The organism is Streptomyces sp. ME19-01-6, assembly GCF_033793745.1.
Classification (GTDB): Bacteria; Actinomycetota; Actinomycetes; order Streptomycetales; family Streptomycetaceae; genus Streptomyces.
In genome coordinates this window covers 58,615-75,721 of record NZ_JARAXF010000008.1, presented here as the reverse complement: position 1 = coordinate 75,721, position 17,107 = coordinate 58,615, and the positions used below count along the sequence as shown (strand labels likewise).

Genomic DNA, 17,107 nt, shown 5'->3' with positions numbered 1-17,107 from the left:
CGCGGCAGGCCCGTAAGGCCGACAGTTGCCATTGCAGCGAACTGCCAGGCCATATGGCCGCATTGCGGCCCTACACTCGGGAAACCGCCCCAGAAATCGGCAGCCCACTTATCGAGGAGGCCAGACCCCTCATGCCCGCCAATGGTCCCGTCCCGGGGATTCCGTTTGCCGCCCAGCGCGAATTCTGGATCGCCCACTCACTGCGCCCGGACAGCGCCGCCTACACCATCGGTGAATATATCGAGATACATGGCCGGCTGCGTTTCGACTTATTCGAGTCCGCCCTGCGCCGTGCCTTCGCCGAATCCGCGGCGCTCGCGGTGAGGTTCATGGAGGACGAGGCCGGTCCGCGCTGGGCTGCCAAGAGCCGCGAGGACTTCCCGCTCGTGCTCGTCGATCTGACGGCCGACGCGGACCCGCGCGCCGCCGCCGAGCGGTGGATGGCGGAATTCTTGGCCGGGCCGGTTCCGCTGCCGGACGGTGAGCTGGTCGCCCACGCGGTGATCCGGCTGGCGGACGATCTCTATTTCTGGTGCAGCCGATACCACCACATTCTCATCGACGGATTCAGCGGACCGATTGTCGCGCACCGCGTGGCGGAGATCTACTCGGCGCTCGACGCGGGCCAGGAAATACCGCCGAGCCCCTTCGGCGATTTCGGACGGCTGCTCGCCGAGGAACAGGAATACCGTGCGTCGGAGGCGTTCGTCCGGGACCGCGACTACTGGCTCGAGAAACTGCGCGACCTTCCGGAACCCGTTTCCCTGACCCGTCGGCGCGCGCCCGCTTCCGGTTTCACCCGGGCCTCGGACCGCCTGTCGCCCGGGGACCTGCTCGCCCTGGACCGCGTCTGCGAGCGGGCGAGGATCCATCGCTCCGCGATGCTCTTCGCCCTGGCCGCGCTGTATCTGCACCGGATGACCGGGGAGTCGGAGGTGGTGCTCGGGCTCGTCGTCGCGGCCCGCGTCACCCCGACCGCCAGGACCACCCCCGCCGTGCTGTCCAACGTGCTGCCCGTCCGGCTGTCCCCGCGCCCCGACATGACGGTCGCGGAGCTGGCCCGTGCCACCCAGAAGGCCATGCGGTCCGCCCTCGCGCACCAGCGCTACCGCGCGGCCGACATGGCGCGCCTGGTCTCGTCCGACGACCAGCCCGTTCCGCTGTACTCGATGATCGTCAACATCATGTCGTTCGACTACGACCTGCGGTTCGGCCCGCACCCCGCCATCGCGCACAACCTCTCCACCGGCCCCGTCGAGGACCTCGCACTCTCCTTCCACGACCGCCTGGACGGCCGCGGCCTCACGATCGACCTGGACGCCAACACCGCCGTGTGCGGCGTGGCCGAGGCGCGGGGCCACGGCGAGCGGATCTCCCGGCTGCTGAGGGCCGTCGCCGCCGGCGGCAGCGGCATGTCGCTCGCCGAGGTGTCGCTGCTCTCCGACCGCGAGCGGGGCTCCCTGCTGCGCAAGGCGACCGAGGCGGCCGTGGTGGTGCCCGACGCCACGGCGGGCGAGCTCTACGAGCGGCAGGCCCGGCTCCACCCGGACCGCCCCGCCGTGCTCTCCGGCTCCGTCGAGCTCTCGTACGCCGAGCTGGACGCGCGGGCCAACCGGCTGGCGCGGGCGCTCATCGAGCGCGGTGTCGGCCCCGAGACGCCGGTCGCGCTCGCGCTGCAGCGGTCCGTCGAGTTCGTGGTCGCCGTCCTGGCCGTCTGGAAGGCGGGCGGCGCCTTTCTGCCGGTCGATCCGCACTATCCGCCCGCGCGCGTCGAGTTCATGCTCTCCGATGCCCAGCCCGCGCTGACGCTGACGACCACGGTCCACGCGCGGACCATCGGGCACCTGCCGGGCGACCGGCTGCTCCTGGACGCCCCCGAGACCGTCCGCGACCTCGCCGGCCGCGACCCCGCGGACGTACGGGACGAGGAGCGGCGCGGGCGGCTCGACCCGCGCCACCCCGCCTACGTGGTCTACACCTCCGGGTCCACCGGCACCCCCAAGGGGGTCGTGGTGACCCACGCGGGCATCCCGAGTCTGGTGCACACGCAGCGCACCCGGTTCGGCGTCGGGCCCGGGTCCCGTGTTCTGCAGTTCGCCTCGCCCAGCTTCGACTCCGCGGTCTGGGAGCTGACCGCGGCGCTGCTGTCCGGCGGCCTGCTGGTCATCGGCGCCGACGGCGCGCCGCCCGCGGGCCCCGAGCTGCCCGAGCTGATCCGCGGCCTCGGCGTGACGCACGCCGTGCTGCCGCCCGCCGTGCTGGCGAGCCTGGACCGCGGCACCCTTCCGGCCGAGCTCAGGCTGATGGCGGTGGGCGAGGCGCTCCCGCCGGAGCTGGCGGCCGACTGGGCCGCGGACACCGTCCTGCTCAACGGCTACGGCCCGACCGAGGCCACCGTCTGCGCGGCCATGAGCGACCCGCTCGACGGCGAGGGCACACCCCCGATCGGCACCTCCACCGTCAACACGGCCGCGTACGTACTCGACGCCGCCCTGCGCCCGGTCCCGGTCGGCACGGTCGGTGAACTCTGGCTGAGCGGGCCCGGGCTGGCCAGGGGCTATCTGAACCGGCCCGGCCAGACCGCGCAGCGGTTCGTCGCCAACCCTTACGGCCCGCCCGGGTCACGGCTGTACCGCACCGGCGACCTGGTGCGCCGCCGCGAGGACCACCAGCTGGAGTACGTGGGGCGCGCCGACGGGCAGGTCAAGGTGCGGGGCCTGCGGATCGAGGTCGGCGAGATCGAGGCCGTGCTGGCGGGCCATCCGGCGGTCCGGAGGGCCGTGGTGACGGCCGACGAGATCCGCCCCGGCGCCACCCGGCTGCTGGCCCACGTCGTCCCCGAGCCGGGCACGGACCACGTTACGGCCGCCGCGCTCCCGGCCGAGCTCATGGCCCGTGCCAGGAGCGGGCTGCCGGACTTCATGGTGCCCGCGCAGATCGTCCTGGTGGACGGGGTGCCGCTGACCCCCAACGGCAAACTCGACCGGGCCGCGCTCCCCAAGCCCCGGCCGGCCGAGGACACCGAGCGCCGGGCCCCGCGGACGGAGCGGGAGAAGCTGTTCCACGAGCTCTTCACCGACATCCTCAAACTCGACCAGGTCGGCGTCGACGAGAGCTTCTTCGCCCTCGGCGGCGACAGCATCCTCTCCCTCACCCTGGTCAGCCGCGCCCGCGCCGCCGGGCTCGCCATCTCCCCGCGCGAGGTCTTCGAACACCGCTCCGTGGCCGCGCTGGCGCGGACCGCGCGATCCGGGGCGGATGCCTCCCACGGCGGCACCTCCCACGGCGAAGGCCGTCACGGCACCGACGAAAGCGGCGAACTCTCCCCGACTCCGATCATCGGCTGGCTGACGGGTCTTGGCCCGGACGCCGTCAAGGAGTTCCACCAGGCGGTGCTGGTGCGGGTGCCCGGCGACCTGTGCCACGACCACCTGGCCGACGCGCTCGACACCCTGCTCGACCGCCATGCCGCGCTGCGCCTTCGGCTGGGCACGGGGGAGGGCGGCGCGCTGGAGATCGCCCCGCGCGGCGCCGTCCGCGGCCATGAGTGCCTGACCCGTGTGCCCGTACCGGACGTAAAGCCTGACGACAACGACAACGACAACGACAACGACAACGCCACCGCGCGGTGGCGCCGGATCGTCGGCGGAGCCTCAAAGGCGGCGCGCGGCCAACTCGACCCGGAGAAGGGGGTGTTGCTGCGGGCGGTCTGGTTCGACGCGGGCCCCGGCCGGCCCGGGCGGCTGCTGGTGCTGATCCACCACCTCGCGGTCGACGGGGTCTCCTGGCGCGTGCTGCTGCGGGATCTCGCCGACGCCTGGGCCGCGGCCGCCGAGGACCGGCCCCTCGCGACCCCCGGACCGGTCACCTCCCTGCGGCGCTGGTCCCGGCTGCTGACCGAGGGCGCACACGACGAGGCCCGGACGGCCGAGCTCCCGCTGTGGGAGAACATCCTCGACGGCGCCGACCCGCTCCTCGGCTCCCGCCCGCTGGACCCCGCCCGGGACACCGCCACCAGCGCCCGGATGCTGTCGCTCTCCCTGCCGGCCGACGTCACCGCCGAGTTGCTGACCTCCGTACCGGAGCGCTACCACACCGGGATCAGCGACGTCCTGCTGACGGCGCTGAGCCTCGCCGTGATCGAGTGGCGGCGGCGCCGCGGCATCGGCGACACGGACGATGTACTGCTGGAACTGGAGGGACACGGCCGGGAACACCTCGCCGACGGCGTCGACCTCAGCCAGACCGTCGGCTGGTTCACCAGCGTGTTCCCGGCGCGGCTCGCCCCGGGAGCACTCGACTGGGCCGAGGTTATGGCGGGTTCCGCGGCGCTCGGCACCGCCGTCAAGACGGTCAAGGAACAGCTCGCGGCGCTGCCGGACCACGGCATCGGCTACGGCATGCTGCGCTACCTCAACCCCGGCGCGGCGCGCCGCCTCGCCGGACACGCGGGCCCGCAGATCGGATTCAACTACCTCGGCCGGTTCACGGTGTCCGACGGCGCCGACTGGCTGCCCGACCCGGACCCCGACTTCGGCGCGCTGCGCGGCGGTTTTCCGCCCGGCATGCCGCTGCCGCACACCCTGGCCCTCAACGCCCACACCGAGGACCGTAAGGACGGCCCGCGGCTCACGGCGGTGTGGATCTGGGCGGGCGAACTGCTGGACGAGACGGCCGTACGGGAGCTCGCCGACGCGTGGTTCGCCGCGCTCACCGGCCTGGTGACCCACGCACGAGATGCCGAACCCGCCGAATACGCAGCACACCTGGGCCACACCCCCTCCGACTTCCCCCTGGTCTCGCTGTCCATGGCCGAGGTGGAGCGGCTCGAGCGGGCCGTACCGGACCTGGCCGACATCTGGCCGGTGTCCAGCCTGCAGCACGGGCTGCTCTTCCACGCCGTGTACGACGACACCGCGCCCGACGACTACGTGGTGCGGTTCGGCCTGGACCTGGCGGGCGAGGTCGACCCGGCGCGGCTGCGCACCGCCACCGAGGGGCTGTTCGCCCGCCACCCGGGGGTGCGCGCCTGCTTCGTACAAGAGGGGCTCGCCGAGCCGGTACAGGTGATCCCCGCCCGGGTGGCGCTGCCATGGCGGGAACACGACCTGTCGCGGCTGGACGGGCCCGCGCGGGAGGCCGCACTGGCCCGGCTGCTGGACGCCGACAGCGGGCGACGCCTCCTCGTGGACACCGCCCCGCTGGCCCGCTGCATGCTGCTGCGGCTCGGGGAGGACCGCTACCGGCTGATCCTGACCAGCCACCACCTGCTGCTCGACGGCTGGTCGATGGCGGTGCTGTCGCGGGAACTGTTCGCGCTGTACGACGCGGGCGGTGCCCCCGACGCGCTCGCCGCGCTGCCCGTGCCCCGCCCGTACTCCGCCTATCTGTCCTGGGTGAAGGGACAGGACACCGAGGCGGGGCTCGACGCCTGGCACACCGTCCTGTCCGGGGTGGCCGGGCCGACCCTCGTCGCCGGCCGGGGCACCCCGGCAGCGGCCGCCACCCGGCGGCACGTCCTGGAGCTCACGGCCGAACAGAGCGCCACGCTCGCCGCGTTCGCCCGCCGTCACGGCCTGACGGTGAACACGGTGCTGCAGGGTGCCTGGGCGATCGTGCTGGGCTGGCTGACCGGCCGCGACGACGTGGTCTTCGGGGTCACCGTCTCCGGGCGCCCGCCCGAGATCGACGGCGTCGACGCCATGGTCGGGCTGTTCATCAACACCGTGCCGGCCCGGGTCCGGCTGCGCCCGGAGGAGACGTTCCCGGAGCTGCTGACCCGCCTCCAGGGCGAACAGGCCCGGCTGCTGGACCACCACCACATCGGCCTCGCCGACATCCAGCGCCGCACCGGCACCGGCCGGCTCTTCGACACCCTCCTGGTCTACGAGAACTACCCCCACGACCCGGACGCCCTGCGCTCCGCCTCCCAGCGCCTGACCGTCACCGGGGTACACCCCGATGACGGCACCCACTACCCGCTCAGCGTGGTCGCCATCCCCGGCGAACGGCTGCGGATCCACATCAACTACTGCCCGGACACCGTCGGCCGGAGCCGGGCGACGGCGGCCGCGGACGCGATGGAACGTCTCCTGACCGGAGTGTCAGGGGCGTCCGAGGCCCCGGTGGCGCGGCTGTTGACCGCCGCCGCGCAGCAGTCGGAGTCCGGGCGCGTACGGTGCGAGGAGACCCTGCCGGAGCGGTTCGAGGCACAGGTCCGGGCCACCCCGCACAACATCGCCGTGGTCGACGGCCGGCGCTCCCTGACGTACGCGGAGCTCAACGACCGCGCCAACCGCCTGGCGCGGCTGCTGACCGGGCATGGCGCCGGGCCGGAGCGGGTGGTGGCCCTGGCGGTCGACCGCCGGGCCGAGCTGGTCGTGGCGCTACTGGCCGTCCTGAAGAGCGGCGCGATGTATCTGCCGGTTGACCCGGCCTATCCGCGCGAGCGCATCGGGTTCATCCTCGCGGACGCCGCCCCGGTGTGCGTGGTCACCACCACCGACACCGCCGCCGCGCTGCCCGAGGGCCCGGACGTGCCGGTCGTGGCGCTCGACGCGCCGCAGGTCGTCGACGCCATGAAGGACATCGCGCCGGCCGACCTGACCGACGCGGACCGCGGCGGTCCGCTCACCCCGGCGCACGGCGCCTACATCATCTACACCTCGGGCTCGACCGGGCGGCCCAAGGGCGTGCTGGTCCCACACGAGAACGTCATCCGGCTGTTCACCTCCACCGAGCACCTCTTCGGCTTCGGCGCGGACGACGTGTGGACGCTGTTCCACTCCTATGCGTTCGACTTCTCGGTGTGGGAGATCTGGGGACCGCTGCTGCACGGCGGCTCGCTGGTGATCGTGGACCACACCGTCACCCGGTCCCCGCACGACTTCCTGGAGCTGCTGGTCGAGCAGGGCGTCACCGTGCTCAACCAGACCCCGTCGGCGTTCCACCAACTGCTCGGCGCCGACCGCGACCACCCGGAGCTGGGCGCGCGGCTCGCCCTGCGCCACGTGGTGTTCGGCGGTGAACGACTCGACGTCCCGCGCCTGGGGGACTGGTACAGCAGGCATCCCGAAAACGCGCCGCGGCTGGTCAACATGTACGGCATCACGGAGACGACCGTGCACGTCACCCACACCGAACTGGTCCGCGCCGACGTGGCGCGGGACGGCTCGGTGAGCCCCATCGGGCGGCCGATCCCGGATCTGCGGCTGTACGTCCTCGACCATCTGCTGCGGCCGGTGCCCCCGGGGTCCGTCGGCGAACTGTACGTCGCCGGCCCCGGCCTGGCCCGCGGCTACGCGGGGCGGCCCGCGCTGACCGCCGAACGGTTCGTCGCCGACCCGTTCGGCGCCCCCGGCGAGCGCATGTACCGCACCGGAGACCTGGCACGCCAGGGCGCGGACGGGGAGCTGGAGTACGTCGGACGGGCCGATGGCCAGGTCAAGCTGCGTGGCTTTCGGATCGAGGTCGGCGAGATCGAGTCCGCGCTCACGGCCCTCGACGAGGTGGCGCGGGCGGCCGTCGTCCTGCGCGAGGACCGGCCGGGCAGGCCCGCGCTGGTCGCCTATGTGGTGGCCGAGCCCGGCACCACGCTGCCCGGGGCCGCCGCGCTGGCGGGGCTCGCGGCGGCCCGGCTGCCGGTCCACATGGTGCCCTCGGCGTTCGTGGAGATGCCCGAACTCCCGCTGACGGTCAACGGCAAACTGGACCGCGCCGCCCTCCCGGCGCCCGACTTCACGGCCGCCTCGACGGCGGCCCGGCCGCGCACCCCCGTGGAGGAGACGCTGTGCTCGTTGATGAGCGAGGCGCTGGGGGTGGCCGGCGTCGGCGTGGACGACGACTTCTTCCTGATGGGCGGCGACTCCATCGTCTCCATGCGCTTCGCCGACATGACCCGCCACGCCGGCCTGGCGCTGCGGCCCAGGGACGTGGCGGAGGGCCGTACGGTCGCGGCGCTGGCGGCGATCGCCGAGCGGAGCGCGCCGCGCCAGGGGCCGGCCGGCGGGGGCGGTCACCGGGCCGCCGGCGGCGCGGGCGACGGGGTCGGCGACGCGGTGGGCGAGCTCCCGGCGACGCCGATCATCAGGCGCATGTGGGACTGCGAGGGGCCGATCGACGCGTACCACCTCTCCATGGCGGTCCGCGTCCCCGCGGACGTGCGGGCCGAGCATCTGATCGCCGCCTTCCAGGCGCTCACCGACCGTCACGACGCGCTGCGCATGCGGCAGACGGGCGACCGGGGGCGGCGGGCCCTGGAGATCGCGGAGCCCGGCTCGGTCCGGGTGGCCGACTGCTTCACCCACCAGATCACCCAGGTCGCCGACGAGGCGGAATGGCCCGCGGCGCTGGCCGAGGCGTCCGTCCGTCACCAGGCGGAGCTCGACCCCGCGTCCGGCCGCACCCTCCAGGCCGTCTGGCTGGACCCCGGGCCGGGGCGGCCCGGCCGGCTGCTGATCCTGCTCCACCACCTCGTGGTCGACGGGGTCTCCTGGCGGTTCCTGCTGCCGGACCTGGCCCGCGCGTACGAAGCGGTCGCCGCCGGCCGGCGGCCGGACCTGCGGGCGCCGGCGACCTCCTACCGGAGGTGGGCGCAGCACCTGGTCGAGGAGGCCGTGGAGCCCGCCCGCGAGAAGGAACTGGAGATGTGGGCACGGATGTTCGAGCGGAAGCGGCCCACGCTGGGCACCCGGCCGCTCGACCCGCGGACCGACACCCTGGCCTCGGCGCGGATGCTGCTCATGGACCTCCCGGAGGAGGACACGGCGACGCTGCTCGCGGTCCCGGGCGCGCTGGGCGTGGATCTGCGCGATGTGCTGTACGCCTCGTTCGCCGTCGCCTACGCGCGCCGGCGGGGCGACGAAGGCACCGGCGTGCTGGTGGACCTCCAGGCGCACGGCCGCGCATTCCTCGCCGACGGGGTCGACCCGTCCGCCACCGTCGGGTGGTTCACCGCGCAGTTCCCGCTCGTCCTGGACCCGGGTGAGATCTCCGAGGAACAACTCGCCGCCTCCGGCGCGGCCTTGACCGAGGCGGCCGCGCGGGTGGGGGCCCAGCTCGCGGCCCTGCCCGACAACGGCATCGGGTACGGCCTGCTGCGCTACCTCAACCCGCGCACCGCTCCGCTGCTGGCCGCGCTCGGCGACCCGCAGGTCTCCGTCAACTACCTGGGCCGGTTCCAGGTCGGCGAGCGGTCGGCCCACTGGACCCCCACCGGCGAGGCGGGGTCGGCGATGGGCGGCGGGGCCGACGCCGGGGCGCCGCTGGAGCGCACCCTCACCCTGACGGTGGCGGTCGAGGACCGCGAGCGGGGGGCGCGGCTGGCGGCGCGGTGGATCTGGCCGTCGGGCGTCCTGGCGGACGACCATGTCGCCGAGCTCGCCCGGGGGTGGTTCGACGTGCTCCGCCGCTACGCCGGGCACGTCAGGTCGGCGCGTACCCAGGCGCCCTGACGGCCGTGACCGCGCCCTGCCCCGGCCGGTCGGGTCCGTTTCGTTTCGTGTCAGTCCGTTCAGATCCACGGGACGAGCGGAACGGCCCCGGGGCGGCGCGCCGCCAGGTGCATCAGGCTGATCGTGGAGCGGACGATCTGCTCCTTGACGCGGGCGGCGGCCCGGCTCGTGAGCACCAGCTCGCGCGGCGTGTCGTCCGCCCGCACCGCCTGGACCAGCCCGTCCCGGCGGCCCAGGCTCACGCACCGCACCAGGAACCGGAAGCGCAGCGCCCGTGGCTCGCGCCCGCGGGCCTCTTCGATGAGGGAGGTGGCCGCGTGCGAGGCGGTGGGCAGGGCGGTGGCACAGGCCATGCGCAGCGCCCCGGCGGCCGGTGAGGTGGCCGCGGCGCAGTCCCCGGCCGCGTAGATCTCCGGGTGGGAGGTGGAGCGCAGGGCGGGGTCGACGCGGATCCGGCCGGCCGCGTCGAGGGCGAGGCCGGCCTGAGCGGCGAGCTCGGTGTTCGCGGTCATCGAGGCCGCCCAGACGACCGCGCCGGCGTCCACCTCCTCGGGGGCCGCCACCCGGCGGCCCTCCTCGACGTGGACGCCCAGCTCGGCCAGGGTGGCGCGGACATGGGCCCGCCCCTTGGCGGACAGGCTGCCGCCGATCTCGCCGCCGGTGAGCAGGCGTACCCGCCACTCGGGGTGCGCCTCGGCGATCTCGGCGGCGGTCTCGATGCCGGTGAGGCCGCCGCCGACGACCGCGAGCTCGCCGGGACCGTCGAGCAGCCGCTTGTGCAGTTCGGCGGTGGTCTCCAGGGTGAAGGCGCGTTCGCCGGGGGCCGCCGTGCGGCTGCCGAGGGCGTACACCAGACGGTCGTAGGGGAGGCTGCGGCCGTCGTCCGTGGTGACCAGGCGGGCCGCGGGGTCCAGGCCCGTGGCGCGGGCCGCGAGGTGCGTGACGCCGGTGCCGCGCAGCAACTCCCGCAGCGGGTGGGTCACATCCGGGCGCCCGGCGGCATGCTCGTGCAGCCGGACGCGCTCGGTGAAGTGCGGGCTGGGGTCGACCAGGGTCACCCGGGCATGCGGCGCCAGCCGCAGGGCGGCCAGCAGCCCCGCATAGCCCGCACCCAGCACCAGGACGTCATGCTTCTCCATCGCGGTGGCCTCCTCATGAGGGGATGTCACCAGGGAGACGGCACGGCGCCCCGGAGTGTGACACGGCACCCGTCACGGTTTACTCGGTCAGCCACCGAGGTCCAGGTGGCGCAGCTTGTCGGGGTTGAGGACGGCGTCGATCGCGGTGATCCGGCCCTGGTGCACGGTGAAACCGAAGACCATGGCCAGTGCGCGGCCCGAGTCGACGAGCACCAGCCCCGGGGCGCCGTTGACCTCCCGTGCGTGGACCACCATGGTCGCCGGGTCGAAGCGGCGGGTCAGGCCCAGGGTGAGGCGGGCGACCTTCTCGCCGCCGTGAACGGGGACCCGGGCCGCGATGACCTTGCCACCGCCGTCCGAGCGCCACACGACCCGCGGGTCCAGGATCTCCAGCAGGGCGTCCATGTCGCCCTCCATGCCCGCGCGCAGGAAGGCGTCGACGGCGCGCCGGTGCTCGCCGGGGTCGACGGAGCGGCGCGGGGCGTCGCTGCGGACACGTCGGCGGGCCCGGGAGGCCAACTGCCGTACGGATTCCGGACTGCGGCCGACGACCTCGGCGATCTCCGGGAAGGGGACCGCGAAGACGTCGTGCAGGATGAACGCGGTCCGCTCGGCGGGGGTGAGCCGTTCCAGGACGGTGAGCAGGGCGAGGCCCACCGACTCGTCCAGGGTCACCCGGTCCTCCGGGCCCCCGTCCGCGACCACCGGCTCGGGCAGCCAGGGGCCGGGATAGGACTCGCGGCGGGCCCGGGCGGAGCCGAGCTGGTCGTAGCAGATCCGGCTGACGACGGCGGTCAGATACGCGCGGGGATCCTCCGCCCGGCCCTCCGGCAGCGCGTCCCAGCGCAGCCACGACTCCTGTACGGCGTCATCGGCGTCGGCCACCGACCCCGTGATGCGGTAGGCGATGGCCCACAAGCGGTCGCGGTGCTGTTCGAACACTGCCGGCTCTGCCATGTCCTCGATCCTCTCGTGTGTCCCCACCCGTGGGTCCTTCGGAAGCGAGACGACATGGCGGCGGCGAGTGTGACATCCCAACCCGGCGCAGCCGTTCGCCGATGCGCCGGACCTGCTCGTCACGCACCAGGAGCCGCTGCTCCGCGCGAGTCCAGGACGAGCACCGCGACATGCAGGGATGTGCGTTGCAGCCCCGATTCCAGGTCGCAGCCCAGGAGGCGTTCGATGGTATGGAGGCGCTGGTAGAACGCCTGCCGGGACATGCCGGCCAGCTTCGCCGCCGGGCGATCCCGGAGAGGTCGGTCACGCTCGGGCCGACGGCGACGACGGAGTCCGGGCCGAGCTCCGCGCGTGCGAGACGGCCGATCCGCTCGGCGACGGGCTGCCAAGGGCTGGCCTGGGCCAGCGCGAGGAGTACGCCGATCCGGCCCGGGGCCGTCTCACCGACCAGGGCGAGGATGCCGGTCCGTGCCAGCTCCTTCGCGATCCGCTCGTCGAGCTGTTCACCTCGCCGCCCCCTCACCAAGGACACCCGGGGCATGGTCGACGCGTCCGTGCTGGCGGCGATGAAGCCCGGGGCTCGGCTGATCAACGTCGGTCGAGGCGCCCTCGTCGACGCGGGAGACCACCAGTGAGCGGGAGGCACTCATCGAGGTGTTCCTCGACAACCTCACCCGCCACATCGAAGGCCGCCCGCTGCGCGACGTCGTCGACAAGCGGCGAGGGCATGTGGTGGATGAGAGGCACCTCGACTGATACGTGGAGCCATCCCAAGGCGGACCGGGCAATAAACCTGTTTGAGCGAAAGGACGAGGCCAGGGGGCGCGAGCGGCCCTGATGTCGGATAAAATCAATCAAAGTCGATCAAATAGAACTCCTCGCGGGTGCTTATGTGAGCCGGGCCGGCCCGCTCACACGCCACCCGAGCACCCGCACGCGACCAGAGCACCGATGACAACGGGGCCCGCGTCCGCCGGGCCGCCGGGACGGATGCCTATGAACAGCGGGTACGAGGGATCGGATGAATTCGGTCCGGACCCCCTCGGAGACTTTCTCGCACGCTTCCTCGGTGTCGGACCGGCCGGGCAGCGACCCGGCTCCCGGCACGTCGACTTCGGCCGCCTGATGAGCGAGCCCGCACGGCAGCTCGTCTCCTCCGCGGCCTCGTACGCCGCCGACCGCGGATCCACCGACCTCGACACCGAACACCTGCTCCGCGCGGCGCTCACGGCCGAGCCGACCCGCACCATGGTCGCCCGGGCCGGGGCCGACCCCGAAGCCCTCGTCGCCGAGATCGACCGGCAGACGGGGGAGGGGACGCCACGCGGCTCGGTGGCGGTCACGCCCGCCGTCAAGCGCGCCCTGCTCGACGCCCACGACATCGCCCGGTCCGCGGGCTCCTCGTACATCGGCCCCGAGCACGTACTGATCGCGCTCGCCGCCAACCGCGACTCCACGGCCGGGCAGCTGCTGCACGCGGCCCGGTTCGAGCCCCGCCCCGGCCCGCCGGGCGGGCTCGCGGCGGCCCCCGGGGCCGCCGAACCGCGCCCCGGCCCCAGCCGGCGGGAGACCCCGGGCCTCGACAAGTTCGCCCGCGACCTGACCGAGATGGCCCGGGAGGGCCGGATCGACCCGGTGATCGGGCGCGACGAGGAGATCGAGCAGACCATCGAGGTGCTCGCCCGACGGGGCAAGAACAACCCCGTTCTCATCGGCGAGGCCGGCGTGGGCAAAACCGCCGTCATCGAGGGGCTGGCCCAGCGCATCGCCGAGGCCGACGTCCCCGACATCCTGCTCGGCCGGCGCGTTCTGCAGCTCGACTTCGCGGGCGTCGTGTCCGGCACCCGCTACCGCGGCGACTTCGAGGAGCGGCTGACCGGCATCATCGACGAGATCCGGACCCATTCCGAGGAACTGATCGTCTTCATCGACGAGCTGCACACCGTCGTGGGCACCGGAGGCTCCGAGGGCGGCCCGATGGACGCCGGCAACATCCTCAAGCCCGCCCTGGCCCGCGGCGAACTGCATGTCATCGGCGCCAGCACGCTGCAGGAGTACCGCCGTTCCATCGAGAAGGACGCGGCCCTCGCCCGTCGCTTCCAGCCCCTCATGGTGCCCGAGCCCGGCCCCACCGACGCGCTGGAGATCCTGCGCGGGCTGCGTGACCGCTACGAGGCCCACCACCAGGTCCGCTACACCGACGAGGCGCTGCTGGCGGCCGTCGAGCTCTCCGACCGCTATCTCACCGACCGCTTCCTGCCCGACAAAGCCATCGACCTGATGGACCAGGCCGGCGCCCGCGTACGGCTGCGCTCCAGCACCAGAGGCACCGACGTCCGGGCGCTGGAACGCGAGGTCGAGCAGCTCATCCGGGACAAGGACCAGGCCGTCGCGGCCGAGCAGTACGAGCGGGCCACCGCGCTGCGCGACCGGATCGGCGACCTGAACCGACGCATCGAGGAGGGGTCCGGCAAACAGCACCCGGCGTGCCGGGTCGCCGAGGTCACCGTCGAGGACATCGCCGACATCGTCTCCCGGCAGACCGGCATCCCGGTCAGCAGCCTCACCGAGGAGGAGCGGGACCGCCTGCTGGGCCTCGAGGAGCACCTGCACAAGCGGGTCATCGGCCAGGAAGAGGCGGTCTCCGCCGTCGCCGACGCCGTACTGCGCTCCCGCGCCGGCCTCGCCGACCCCCACCGCCCGATCGGCAGCTTCCTGTTCCTCGGCCCCACCGGCGTCGGCAAGACCGAGCTGGCCCGCGCCCTGGCCGAGGCGCTCTTCGGCAGCGAGGACCGCATGGTCCGCCTGGACATGAGCGAATACCAGGAGAAGCACACCGTCAGCCGGCTGATCGGCGCACCGCCCGGATACGTCGGCCACGAGGAGGCCGGGCAGCTCACCGAGGCGGTGCGCCGGCAGCCGTACTCGCTGCTGCTCCTGGACGAGGTCGAAAAGGGCCACGCCGACGTCTTCAACATCCTTCTGCAGGTTCTCGACGACGGACGGCTCACCGACTCCCAGGGCCGCACCATCGACTTCAAGAACACCGTCATCGTCATGACCAGCAACCTCGGCTCCGAGGAGATCTCCGGGCGCGGTACGGTCATGGGCTTCGGCGGCGGCGCGGAAGCCGACGAGGAGGCGCGCCGCGAGCGGGTGCTGCGCCCGCTGCGCGAGCACTTCCGGCCCGAGTTCCTCAACCGCATCGACGAGATCGTCATCTTCCGGCGGCTCGCCGACGAACAGCTGCGGCAGATCACCGATGTGCTCCTGGAGGAGACCCGGCGCCGGCTGCGCGCCCAGGACGTGCCGGTCGACTTCACCCCCGCCGCCGTCGACTGGCTGGCCCACCACGGCTACCAGCCCGAATACGGCGCCCGGCCGCTGCGCCGGACCATCCAGAGGGAGGTCGACAACCCGCTGTCCCGGATGCTGCTCAACGGCAAACTGCAGCCGCACAGCCATGTGGAAGTCGATGTGGAAGAGGGGAAGCTGACCTTCCGCAAGGAGGAGAACCCCACCACCGCGGTTGGCTGACAACGGTCCTGTGAACACTGGTTGCCGAGCTCGCGCGCGGGCGCGATAGCGTGTACAAGCCGATAGGGACGCCACCGCCCTTGGCACTTGGATTCCGCTCGCCCGCATGCACGAGGAGCCCACTTGACCAGCCCGGAACAGCGCATGGCCGACCTGCTCAAGACCTTCGGAGATCCGGCGGCGTGCACCGCCCATCTGCTGTGCGACCGGCACCCGGCCGACGCCGTCGCCTTCACGGTGGTCGGCGCCGACCTGGACGGGCACGACATGACCTACGGCGAACTCCGCGACGCCTCGGCGCGGATGGCGAGCGCCCTGGCGGCCCTCGGGGTGGGCCCCGGCGACCGGGTCGCCACGCTGATGAGCAAGTCGGCCGAACTGCTCGTCGCGACACTCGCGATCTGGCGGATCGGCGCCGTCCAGGTGCCCCTGTTCACGGCGTTCGCGCCGCCGGCCATCGCCCTGCGGATCACCGGCAACGGCACCAAGGTCGTGATCACGGACGCCGGGCAGCGCCCCAAGCTGGCCGCGGGCCCCGACCTCCCCGCGGACCGGCTGTGGCGGATCATCACCACCGGGCCCACCGAGGAAGGCGACCTGTCGTTCGCCGAGCTGGTGGCGGGACATCAGCCGCTGGAGACACCGGCCGCCCTCGGTGGGGACGCCACCATCGTGGAGCTGTTCACCTCCGGCACCGCCGGCCCGCCCAAGGCGGTGCCCATCCCGCTGCGGGCCGTCGCGGGATTCGCCATGTACCAGGAGTTCGGCCTCGACCACCGGCCCACCGATGTGTTCTGGAACGCAGCCGACCCGGGCTGGGCCTACGGGCTGTACTACGCGATCATCGCCCCGCTCGCCCTCGGCCTGCGCAGCCTGCTGTTCAACAGTCTGTTCTCCGCCGAGGCGACATGGGCGGTGCTGTCCCGCTTCAACATCACCAACTTCACCGCCGGCCCCACCGTCTACCGCAGGCTGCGCGGCACGCCCGCCCCCGACGGACTGCGGCTGCGGTGCGCCTCCGCGGCCGGCGAGCCGCTCCCGGCGGACGTGGTCACCTGGGCGGAGCGGACATTCGGCATCCCGGTGCGCGACCACTACGGCTCGACCGAGCTGGGCATGGCCATCGCCAATGCCTGGCACCCCGCGCTGCGCACCGACCTCAAGCCCGGCTCCATGGGCCGGCCCCTGCCCGGCTGGAGCGTGACCGTCCTGCGCGAGGACACCAACTCCGCCGTCGCCGAGACCGGCAGGCCCGGCCGGGTGGCGATGGACATCACGAAGAGCCCGCTGATGTGGTTCGAGGGCTACCGCGACGCTCCGGAGCGGACCGCCGAGAAGTTCAGCCCCGACGGACACTGGTTCTACTCCGGCGACACCGCCTCGCGGGACGAGGACGGCCACTTGTTCTTCTCCGGGCGCAGCGACGACGTGATCCTGATGGCCGGGTACCGCATCGGCCCGTTCGAGGTGGAGAGCGTGCTGCTGGAGCACGAGGCCGTGGCGGAGGCGGCCGCGGTCGGCGTCCCCAGCGAGGAACACGGCGAGGTCATGGAGGCCTTCGTGGTGCTGCGCGCGGGGGCGTCGTCGCCTTCGGACCCCGACGCCCTCGCCGCCGAGCTGCAGCAGCTGGTCAGGGACCGGCTGGCCAAGCACGCCTACCCGCGGAGTGTGCACTTCGTCGCCGAGCTGCCCAAGACGTCGAGCGGCAAGACCCAGCGTTTCCTGCTGCGCCCGCGGCAGGTCAGCTCCCGCGCTCGCTGAGCCGGGTCCGAGGTGGCCCCCGCTCGGCTATCGTGAGCGGGCGGTTACCCGGCGGGCAGGGCGAGTGAGCCGAAGGGCCGAGGCTGCGTCCGATATGCGGCTACCGCCGCGTGGTCGACCGTCGACAGGGGCTGTAGCGCCCCGGCGGGGGCACCTCCCAGCGGTAGCTGGGGGAGAACCGAGCCCTGAAAAAGGGGGGAAAGGCCTACGTGAACGAGGCAGCAGCGGCGACTGGCGCGGGCAAGGCGGGCAAGCGGGCGG

The 17,107-nt window shown here is 73.3% G+C and carries 7 protein-coding genes; 4 read left to right on the top strand and 3 right to left on the bottom strand.

What is annotated here, in order from left to right; all coding sequences use genetic code 11:
* The first annotated feature begins 131 nt into the window (after positions 1-131).
* On the top strand, positions 132-9,452 hold the full coding sequence (locus PV419_RS20650) for a non-ribosomal peptide synthetase (protein WP_319691022.1): 9,321 nt from the start codon (positions 132-134) through the stop codon (positions 9,450-9,452).
* Positions 9,453-9,511: 59 nt separating this feature from the next.
* On the opposite strand, the gene PV419_RS20645 is transcribed toward PV419_RS20650, so the two are convergent.
* The 3 genes from PV419_RS20645 to PV419_RS20635 all read right to left on the bottom strand — a co-directional run bounded on the left by PV419_RS20645 (position 9,512) and on the right by PV419_RS20635 (position 11,811).
* Positions 9,512-10,591: an NAD(P)/FAD-dependent oxidoreductase gene (locus PV419_RS20645; protein WP_319691020.1), complete on the bottom strand. Its 1,080-nt coding sequence runs from the start codon at positions 10,589-10,591 to the stop codon at positions 9,512-9,514.
* 87 nt (positions 10,592-10,678) lie between these two features.
* The gene (gene sigJ, locus PV419_RS20640) at positions 10,679-11,548 is read right to left on the bottom strand and encodes an RNA polymerase sigma factor SigJ (RefSeq protein WP_319691018.1); all 870 of its coding nucleotides are present in this window, start codon (positions 11,546-11,548) and stop codon (positions 10,679-10,681) included.
* A 119-nt stretch (positions 11,549-11,667) separates the two neighbouring features.
* Positions 11,668-11,811 (bottom strand): helix-turn-helix domain-containing protein, encoded by a 144-nt coding sequence (locus PV419_RS20635; protein ID WP_319691017.1) that lies wholly within the window; start codon positions 11,809-11,811, stop codon positions 11,668-11,670.
* 276 nt (positions 11,812-12,087) lie between these two features.
* Between PV419_RS20635 and PV419_RS20630 the strand changes: the two genes are divergently transcribed.
* The 3 genes from PV419_RS20630 (at position 12,088) to PV419_RS20620 (ending at position 16,846) form a co-directional block, all read left to right on the top strand.
* A complete protein-coding gene (locus tag PV419_RS20630; protein ID WP_415925347.1) occupies positions 12,088-12,183 on the top strand; it encodes an NAD(P)-dependent oxidoreductase in 96 nt (31 codons plus the stop codon).
* Positions 12,184-12,544: 361 nt separating this feature from the next.
* Positions 12,545-15,085 (top strand): ATP-dependent Clp protease ATP-binding subunit, encoded by a 2,541-nt coding sequence (locus tag PV419_RS20625; protein WP_319691015.1) that lies wholly within the window; start codon positions 12,545-12,547, stop codon positions 15,083-15,085.
* Between the two features lie 123 nt (positions 15,086-15,208).
* Positions 15,209-16,846, top strand: coding sequence for an AMP-binding protein (locus tag PV419_RS20620; RefSeq protein ID WP_319691013.1), 1,638 nt, complete (start codon positions 15,209-15,211; stop codon positions 16,844-16,846).
* The last annotated feature ends 261 nt before the right edge of the window (positions 16,847-17,107 follow it).